The organism is Weissella sp. DD23 (assembly GCF_001579105.1).
Lineage (GTDB): Bacteria > Bacillota > Bacilli > Lactobacillales > Lactobacillaceae > Weissella > Weissella cibaria.
Map to the genome: position 1 here is coordinate 22,388 of NZ_KQ970393.1, position 8,873 is coordinate 31,260.

General features: G+C 36.1%; 7 protein-coding genes and 1 pseudogene. All 8 read right to left on the reverse strand.

The genetic code is table 11. The features are described 5' to 3' along the window. Positions 1–799: glycosyltransferase (locus WEIDD23_RS06090; protein ID WP_062358846.1), on the reverse strand; the 799-nt coding region annotated here is incomplete at its 3' end. A 27-nt stretch (positions 800–826) separates the two neighbouring features. After that, positions 827–1,660: a glycosyltransferase gene (locus WEIDD23_RS06095; protein ID WP_010374924.1), complete on the reverse strand. Its 834-nt coding sequence runs from the start codon at positions 1,658–1,660 to the stop codon at positions 827–829. A 23-nt stretch (positions 1,661–1,683) separates the two neighbouring features. Continuing rightward, complete coding sequence (locus tag WEIDD23_RS06100) at positions 1,684–2,679, reverse strand: glycosyltransferase family 2 protein (protein WP_010374926.1); 996 nt, start codon at positions 2,677–2,679, stop codon at positions 1,684–1,686. Positions 2,680–2,685: 6 nt separating this feature from the next. After that, a complete protein-coding gene (locus WEIDD23_RS06105) occupies positions 2,686–3,687 on the reverse strand; it encodes a stealth family protein (RefSeq protein WP_010374928.1) in 1,002 nt (333 codons plus the stop codon). Positions 3,688–3,831: 144 nt separating this feature from the next. Continuing rightward, positions 3,832–4,821 carry a glycosyltransferase family 2 protein gene (locus tag WEIDD23_RS06110; RefSeq protein WP_062358847.1) on the reverse strand — a complete coding sequence of 330 codons (990 nt, stop codon included), beginning with the start codon at positions 4,819–4,821 and terminating at the stop codon, positions 3,832–3,834. Continuing rightward, positions 4,818–5,897 (reverse strand): polysaccharide pyruvyl transferase family protein, encoded by a 1,080-nt coding sequence (locus WEIDD23_RS06115; protein WP_062358848.1) that lies wholly within the window; start codon positions 5,895–5,897, stop codon positions 4,818–4,820. Before WEIDD23_RS06115 ends, WEIDD23_RS06110 begins: the two co-directional genes overlap by 4 nt. After that, the gene (locus WEIDD23_RS06120; RefSeq protein WP_062358849.1) at positions 5,890–7,440 is read right to left on the reverse strand and encodes a lipopolysaccharide biosynthesis protein; all 1,551 of its coding nucleotides are present in this window, start codon (positions 7,438–7,440) and stop codon (positions 5,890–5,892) included. Before WEIDD23_RS06120 ends, WEIDD23_RS06115 begins: the two co-directional genes overlap by 8 nt. A 270-nt stretch (positions 7,441–7,710) precedes the next feature. After that, positions 7,711–8,873, reverse strand: a pseudogene (locus WEIDD23_RS14625) (phosphoketolase); the annotation flags it as partial.

The window sequence follows — 8,873 nt, forward strand, 5'->3', positions numbered from 1 at the left end:
ATGATGTCTGATCAAATGACGTCATGAATCGGGTTAATAAATATCTGTTTTTAACTTCTTGACTAAATTTTGTGTTCGAATTTTTAATCAGCATTATCGAATCAAAAAAATCATCATAATTTTGAATCGATTGCGTTTTAGAAATTGAACCTCGTCTACTTCGATAATGAATTACTGGTAAATCAATTAACCCACACTCACGAGCATTATCGAATAGCAAAAACGTTGTAGCGCAATCCTCATAGTTTTTACCAACCGGAAATAAAATTTCATGATTTATATATATTTCCCTTTTAACAATGTGACTCCACGAATAATTTTCAACAGAACTTTTTGGATTACAAAGTAACTCAAATAAGTCGTCTCCCGTCAGTTTTTTCCAGTCAGTTGTCTCGATACTTTTAACTTCTGACTTTCTATATGTTGTACTAAATGTATCAAACGAAAACTGTACAATATCTAGATCATACTGTTGCAATAAGGAAATCATGTCCCCAATTATATTAGTATTTATTAAATCATCGGGGTCCAAAAACCAAACGTATTTACCTTGTGCTACTTCTAAACCTGCATTTCTAGCTGCACTAAGCCCTGCATTATCGGTATGCAAAACCACCGCTTTTTCAGAACCCAATTTTTCTTGATATCCATCTAAAATTAATCCTGAATTATCACTAGAACCGTCATCCACAAAGTAAAACCTAAACTGCCTGCTTTTGATATTACTCATATTCTCCAGAAATGCCGGTAAATATTCTTGAACGTTATACACTGGTACAACTACTGATATTAATTCCATCTTTCTCACTCCATATCTAATCGTTCATCACACACTCGTCTTTCTTAAAAAAGTCGAATAGATATTACTACGTAAAGAATTTGGCATCATTATGACCGTCGAATGTATAAACGCCATGCTTATAAAGTGCCAAAAATTGATGCGTTTATTCTTTAAGGCATCTACCCTAAACTTCAAGTAACACAGCAAATATTTGAACCCGCCCCGCCGTTTAAACATTTTTGATGAAATTCTAGCTTTCACTAATGGCTCGCTTATATTTCTACATTGCCAGTCAGTATGTAGAATTCGAAGCCATAAATCGTAATCTTCAAAAAGTAGCATATCTCGATATCCACCCGTCTCTTCAAGGACCTCCGTTCGGATCATAACGGTCATATGATTCATTGGTGACTTATACTTTGCATATTTAAAAATTTCACGATGTTCTATTGGCACCACGCGAAAATCTAGCCTTGCATCATCTTCGAACTCTTGAATATACGATCCCACCATGCCAATTGAACTATCGCTTTCAAGAACTTCTAATTGCTTTTCAAATCGTTCTGCTTCATTTAAATCATCAGAATCTACTCGCGCTACATATGGATATTTTATATATTTTTGTCCCTCAGATAGTGCACTACCTAATCCACAATTTCTAGCAATACTGATTGTCTCAATGACTCCTGGATACTTCTTTTGAAAAGTGTTAATAACATTTTTTAGAATCTTGTTAATTGGCCCATCTTCAACGATAATGCATTGCTTAGGTAAGATTGTATTATCAAAAACCGTTTTTAATGCTTCTCGTAATTCCTCCGGATCATTTTTGTCATATATTGCCATCAAAACACTAAATTCCTTGAAATTTTCGTTCAAATCTCCATCCCCCTCTTTTTAATTTAAATATCAATAAAATCTACAGGCTGACTTTTCCTTATTTTTTTTAAATTAACTCGTATGTTTCTGATAGACCTATACAGCCACAGTTGATTAAATTTCATCACTACGGCTACTAATAAAAGCCGTTTTGGTAAGGAACGAAGCTGTTTAATCGTATAAGTATTCAAGCTTTGAGATATTTTATAATAGTCTTCATTTCTTTGTTGTCTTATACAATCAAGTGCATCATTTATTGTGCTTCTAAGTTGCAATTCCCGTCGATAAACGACTGGCAACGTATTTAATTCCGCAATATTCAACACTTCAGTAACATAATTTTGATGATTGTTTAGGATACTATATGGAAATTTCTTAGTTACACTATTTTCGTGTTGACGGTATCGATATATTGAAACTGGTACTCTTGCCAGACTAGAAGCATATGTTACAAACCGCATAACAAATAACGCATCTTCTCCTTTGTATATATCAGTGTTAAACCTAATATTTTTTTTGTTTATAATTTTCATGTTATATAGCTTAGCAATTGGGCCTGAATCACCTAACTTCACACTATTTTTCTGTCCTTTAAATCCAGATAGTCCTAGAATGATGTCTTTTTTTTGCTCCTCACTTAATTGGGCGACTATATTTTCACGTCCATGCAAGGCAGACAAATCAATCAAGTCAATTTTTTTCTCAATCATTTCGAAAACTTCATCGGGGAGTTTAGATAAATTAATTAGGTCATCAGCATCCATGAACATCACATACTCAGTTTCCGTATTAACTAAGCCTATATTTCTAGCGTTAGAAACACCCCCATGATTTCCTTCCAAAACCTTCAAACGCATGCATTTTTCGTATTGTTTCGCACGCTCTACCGTGTCATCCGTTGATCCGTCATCAACGATTAACACTTTCATTTCCGGATAATCTAAAAAGCACTCAATGCACTCCTTTATATATTTAGCAGCGTTGTATGCCGGAATAATGACAGTCAAATTTTGAAACATATTTTCTTATCCCTCACATTCATTGAATTTTTCAAAAAAAAGGCGGTCCATACTTTTTTTTGCCAATTCAAAGTCCTTTTTTCTCATCGGCTGGTCACTCAGCAAAACAATTTTTTTATTCTTAGAAAACGCCTTTCGAATTTCAGGTTGTTCTTCTCCGGGTTTTACTACTGCTGTGCAGCCTAATTTACAGATGTTACTTGGCATAAACTCCCCTGTAGCTAATCGATAATATCTCACTAACCAATGACTAATATCTAGCGGCGTTCTAAAGCGACGCATTCCTTGTTCGTTTCGTAAATGTGGAAATTCCTTGTGAACGGTCTTAAATAACGTCTTCGTATATGGCATAGGCAAATGTGGATCTACCCACCCAAGCCACGCTGAATCAGCCATTCCTGTAATTCTAGCTAGACTAGGCTTTGCACAACTAGTCCCCCAATACTTATAGCCATGATTTTTTAGTGCCGCTGTTTTATCAAAAGTGTCATTTATTAACTTCAAATCGTTTAACACAATGTGTGAAAAATCATCAAACGGTCGAAATATTTCAAATGCACCACAATCCTTCGGCACACCTTTTTCCGAGAAAAAATCCGTGTACTCTGTTGGGCTAATCAAAATAGTATCATCATTAAATAGAACAAAATGTTCTGATAAATCATGTATTAAATCAATATTCATTTCAATCGTATTCGAATTAAACGTTGGTAAATACTCCGTTGGAATGTAATCCTTGTGATCAATGAATATCACCCGATTATCATCAATTTCAAATTTAGGTTTTTGATTATCTGTTATGACGTACACTTTGTGAGCCCATGTTGCAAACTTTTTAATGCCTTGAAAAAAGTATTCAAACGTTCCCATATCACGGTAACGCTCATCCCCATTAACTCGACTATCAACTGATGTTTCATCTTCGTAAACATTTTTTTTATGCAACCATTCTGGGTCTTGTCCATCAACCCAAGGTACAACAATATCTATATTAAAATTAGGCTTCATATTCATTTCCCTCTCGAACCATTCAGTCACATTCAATGATAATTTAGAAATACTGCTAATCTTCATAACAACGTTGATTAATCTGTGAATAAAAAAGGCATTTTGAACGCGTTGTTCAAAATGCCTTTTTCCACTATATATACTTCATAAGACTTCAAACGCCTCAACTGCATAACTTCCAGAGTTCAACTCTTTTTCCCGTTTATACTTTTCAAAAAATACAGCCGCCGGATACAATCGCATTAATAAGCAGACATAAATCACCCGATGCTTATTACGTATATTTCGCCAATTAACCATGTATCTACTTACAACAATCTTTCGGTAATGACTCATGATTTCCCTTAAACTATCTGCCGGATTTTGGTTGCTTAATGTCAAACAATATATCTCTCTCAACATCCAATTCAATTGCAGTGAATTATGCTGTTCTGAAGAAAGCTGATTAGAGAAAAATTCGGCAAACCATGTACTTGTTACGATATAATTTTTTGAAACATTATACGATACTGATTTTGTTATCGAGTTTGTATTATTACGATATTTATATAATCCAGCTTGTACAAATTTCACACTATCAATAGATTGTACAACTTCTAAGTTGAAGATAGCATCCTCAGCTTTTTTAACGCTCTCATTAAAGGTAATATGCCCCATCCGCAACATATCAACCCGATATAATTTTGAAAATACAGCTGTTATGAATCCCGGGTATTGCTTATATCCAGCTAAACTGAGATATATCTCATCTTTTGGTATTTCATCTCCGAAAAACTCTTCGTTCTGAATTTCATTTCCAAAAACAACCAAATCAAAATCTTTATTAACCACACCGTTTATCAAACGACTTTGATGTAGCACCAAACTATCATCCGCGTCCATAAACATTACATACTTAGATCGAACACGTTCTAGCCCAATGTTTCTAGCCGCTGAAACCCCAAAATTTCCATCTGTTTTAATGTACACAAGCTTTTTGTTAGAAAGACTATCAATAATCTCTTCCGTTTGATCCGTTGATCCATCATCAACTATGATTAACTCGTCATACTCCAATCTCGCTAACGAATTAATACACGTCTCAATATACTCCCCACAATTATAGGTGGGAATTACAATACTTAAACCGCTCATTGATTAACTCGCCTTTTCTTCAATTGTCTCTTAACAAGCCACTTATAATCTCTTACATAACTATTCGTTCGGAGCTTAATTTTATTAATTCCTATCGGTAATTTTGACCACTCAGATACATGTTGATTCGTATATATCTCTGTAAAACCCAACTTTCGCATAGTTCGCAAAACATGACTCGAATTAGGCACATCACGAATGAACCTTCTATGGGTATGAATCATAACCCTATCTATAGTAAAATCTTTCGGAATTTCAAATTCTGGGATTGTTGTATGCAACAAATCATCAGGTGTTTCTAAATTGTCAACACCTTCTTTTAATGATTGTTCCAAATTATTCTGAATTTTATCCAGACCATTAACTCCCGTCCAACCTTTAATTAACACTAGAATTTCTTCATAAGTTTTATCAAAGATGCCTTGTGCATCTTGTAATTCATATTCCTTACCAACGCCTGAATAATAATCGTAAAATTTATACGTTCCGACCTCTGGTGAGAGAGTCCCCAAAAAATTTGGAATATTAAACGAATCCGAAATAATCAATCCATGCAAACTTGTCGAAATGATTGCCTTGTATTTTGTAATATCCAAAATTACTTCTTGCGGGTCTCTGCAAACATCAATAAATTCAAACCTGTCATCCATTTTCCACTTTTTAAACTTTGGATTGTCGGTATCTAAGAAATGTGACACGATGCCAATTTTATCCAGCATTTCGTCACTTCGTTTAAAATATTTAGACGCTAGTAATCCTGGGTCCCCAAGTGGCACGTCCTTTCCTAGGCGCGCTCTTGTTAGTTCCCCTCTTGCAGCCAACACCTGCACATCTTGGCGCTCCAGTTTATTTCCTTCCCGAATAAACCCACTTCCCCAAATGTACTTTACATTATTAAATTCTGTATTAATTGGATCCAAAACAGAACCGATGCCCAAAATATTCGCACTTCCATCAGTGACTTGTATCACTTTACGTTTCAAAACGCCTTCAATTATGGGTTTTGATAACAAGTCACCAAAATTTTTATTCCCGCCTGGCAGCATCCATTCATACACTAATATTTGATTATTCACAATTTTCAACTCCTTTGTCTCTCAATATAGCTTTGTTCAATAAACCGTTAAGACTCGATGTAATTATTTTTCTTTCATTTTCATCACAAGAAAAAATCCAATGTATCAAAAGAGTTAGAGTTCCATACAAAATTACATCAATCATCACTTTCAAAATACTATTTCCGCCGAATAGACAATTGAAGCCAACCGTCAGCAAAATAGCTATTCCTGGACCCAAAATAACATTCGAGACCTTACGCCAGTATTTGAACATATCGAGTCCAACTACTTTATGGTTATAAATATTTATAACCACGACATTCACCACTACTGTGCTAATTGAAAAACCAATTCCAGCACCCAATACACCAAATTTTTTTATAAATATAATAGACGCAAATAAATTAAAAAGGGTTGAAAAACACATAAGGATAATCCTGAATCTATGCAAGTTTTTCGCTTTCTGAATTTCTAATCCTATGTTTTGTGACAACGGTACTAACAAAGAAGTCATCATTAATACAACTAACCAATATGCCTCTCCATAATCTTTTCCAGCCCAAAACTCTATAAAACTTTGTCCCAACACAACGAACAAACCAAACGCAGAAACCAGAAGATACAATTGGATTCTCCCAATTTTAATCATCAAATTTGTAAGATCGCCATCAGTTGCATCAAACGAAATCATTTGGTGAACTTTTGAAACATAGAGTCTAGATATAGTGAACGTAAGCTGATAGAACAAACCTTTAAGCTGATTTGCTATCGCAAAAACAGCCACACTCATTGGACCTAACATATTTCCAACCAACAACGTTGAAAAATTATTATTCACTAAGTCAATTATCTGATTAATAAGAATCACACCTGAAAAAGGCAAAATATTTTTGCCCGTTTCAACTAAGTTTCTGATGTTCGTAAACTTAAATTTCATTTTCAGTCTTGAAACTGCATATATCATATTCCAAAATATAAAAATCAATGTTACCAATAATTGTACAGTCGCGACGGCAACAATATCGCCACCGCCAATCAATAAAATTATTGAAAAAACGGGCTGTAAAAGAGTTGAAAACAACACTCTAAGTTGCTCGACTAAATATTTTTCATTAGCAATGATATACGAATCGAATACTGACGAGAGCAGTGTAACGGCAACGTTGACAGACAATATCACCATCAACATTTTTGTGGTTTCTATTTCAGATTCCGAGAAATTTTTCTGAAAAAGAATCTCTACATTATTGGTAAGTACACCACCTGCAGCAAGGCAAACAACTGATATAAGCAAAAAGAAGCTTAGGTATGCACTATTAATTCTGCCAACGCCTTCATCTCCATCTCTTCTTTTTGCCTGCCAAAAAAAGCGAACATAGGATGCCGACATCCCTAAAGATAAAAGCGACAGCATCCCCACGGCCGAACTTGTCATCTGGTACAAACCATATTGATTACCACCAACAAATTTTAATAAGATAGGAATGTACATAAAGCTGATAAGGTTCTTTAATAAAATATTTGCATACGCAACCATAGCCCCATAACGTCTTTGACTCATTATTCCACCGATTATTTCTCTCTACATTTTTATAATTCATTTTTCAGAATAGCCCCTATTTTTGAATTTCTAATGAAAAATACTGAAATAAACATCCTGAGAGCAGTACGTAAACAGGTATTTAATTCAAGTTTTATGCATATATAAGTTTAAGATAAAAAAAGACCGCTACTAACTCCATACAGAATTAGTAGCGGTCTTTAATTACCGCAGCCGATCGAAATCAGCTTTAGTTTTATTTACTTTTAGAATTAATCGTACGGCAGTAGATTACTTCTTCAAAGCAGTCCACTTCCAGTCAGTGAACTCTTCGATGTCGCGACCTTCGTTACGAGTAACTTCGAAGTGCTTTGCCAAGATGTCATCCATCTTCTTGTCAAATGCATCAGCTTCAGCAGCTTCAACAACACCGTTAGCCTTCAATACGGCAACAGCATCCTTAGCTTGGTTGAAGCGATCCAACTTTGAGTATACACGCATGTCGTAAGTCGTAGTGATGTCACCATCTTCACGGTAACCGTGTACGTGCAATCCCAAGTGTTGACGCTCGTAGAAGATTGACTCGATCAAGTCTTCGTATCCGTGGAATCCGAAGACAACTGGCGTTCCTGACTCACCGAACAAAGCGTTGAACTTGTCATCTGACAAAGCGCGCTCGTGGTTCATCTCACCGCTCTTGTTTTGCAAACGGTGCAATTCAACAACGTTTACATAACGCATCTTAACGGCTGGGAATGCAGCGTTAACCAAGTTCAAAGCTGCCAAAGTTTCGATCGTTGGCTCAACACCAGCAGATGCGAAGACGATATCAGCTTCTTCACCTTCAGCAACAGTTGAAGCCCAGTCAATAGCCTTCAAACCTTCAGTTGCCAATTCTTCAGCTTCAGCAACTGAGAACCATTGTTGACGTGGTTGCTTTGATGCAACAACGTGGTTAACCTTGTGACGCTCAGTAAATGCACGACCGAATACAGCCAACAATGAGTTAGCATCGGCTGGCAAGTATTGGCGAACGAAGTCAGACTTCTTTTCAGCCAAGTGCGTCAACATACCAGGATCTTGGTGAGTGTAACCGTTGTGGTCTTGTTGGAATACAGTTGAAGTTGAGATCAAGTTCAATGATGGGTAATCGTTACGCCATGATTGCTCTGAGGCGTGACGCAACCACTTGAAGTGTTGTGTAATCATTGAATCAACTACACGTAGGAATGACTCGTATGATGCAAATACACCAACACGACCAGTCAACGTGTAAGCTTCCAACCAACCTTCAGCTTGGTGCTCTGACAATTGAGCGTCCAAGATACGTCCTTCGTGGGCTTCGTATTGGTCGTTTGGCTCCTTAACTTCTTCCATCCATTGACGGTTCGTTACTTCGAACATGTCCCATAGACGGTTTGACATCGTCTCGTCAGGTCCGAAGATACGGAATG

Excerpts from the sequence above, each read along its gene's own strand:
- WEIDD23_RS06100 (WP_010374926.1), bottom strand. The coding sequence starts at position 2,679 with ATGTTTCAAAATTTGACTGTCATTATTCCGGCATACAACGCTGCTAAA.
- WEIDD23_RS06105 (WP_010374928.1), bottom strand. The coding sequence starts at position 3,687 with ATGAAGCCTAATTTTAATATAGATATTGTTGTACCTTGGGTTGATGGA.
- WEIDD23_RS06110 (WP_062358847.1), bottom strand. The coding sequence starts at position 4,821 with ATGAGCGGTTTAAGTATTGTAATTCCCACCTATAATTGTGGGGAGTAT.
- WEIDD23_RS06120 (WP_062358849.1), bottom strand. The coding sequence starts at position 7,440 with ATGAGTCAAAGACGTTATGGGGCTATGGTTGCGTATGCAAATATTTTA.